Genomic DNA, 515 nt, shown 5'->3' with positions numbered 1-515 from the left:
CCGATCTGCGTGAAAAGCTAGGCCGCGATACTTCCTACACCGTGGCAAAGAACACGCTGGCACGCATCGCCGCCAAGGAAGCGGGCATCGAGGGTCTCGACGAGATTCTTGCTGGCCCGACCGCCATCACCTTTGTGAAGGGCGACTTCATTGAGGCTGCGAAGGTCATCCGTGACTTCGCCAAGGACAACAAGGCTCTTGTCATCAAGGGTGCCGCCGCTGACGGCACTGTCTACGATGCTGAGGGCGCCAAGAAGCTGGCAGACCTCAAGTCCCGCCCGCAGCTGCTTGCCGAATTCGCCGGCGACATCAAGGCATCGATGGCCAAGGCCGCGTACCTGTTCAACGCTCTGCCTACCAAGGCTGTGCGCACGATCGACGCCCTGCGCGAAAAGCAGGAGAAGGCTGCCTGATTTACGCCCTCACGGCATGAATCAGTCGCTTCGATAATTTAAACAATAAGGTTTATTAGGCAGCGGATCTACCACTTCGTCCGCCGCCAAGATTGAAAGGAA

At 57.9% G+C, this 515-nt stretch carries 1 protein-coding gene; it reads left to right on the top strand.

Annotation, left to right across the window (positions count from 1 at the left end; genetic code table 11):
• Positions 1 to 413, top strand: a 413-nt coding sequence (gene rplJ, locus IE187_RS21190; protein WP_189677967.1) for a 50S ribosomal protein L10, incomplete at its 5' end; no start/stop codon positions are given.
• Positions 414 to 515 lie beyond the last annotated feature (102 nt).

Source organism: Sphingomonas glacialis (assembly GCF_014653575.1).
GTDB classification, from domain to species: Bacteria; Pseudomonadota; Alphaproteobacteria; order Sphingomonadales; family Sphingomonadaceae; genus Sphingomonas; species Sphingomonas glacialis.
This window is presented reverse-complemented; position numbering and strand designations above follow the sequence as displayed.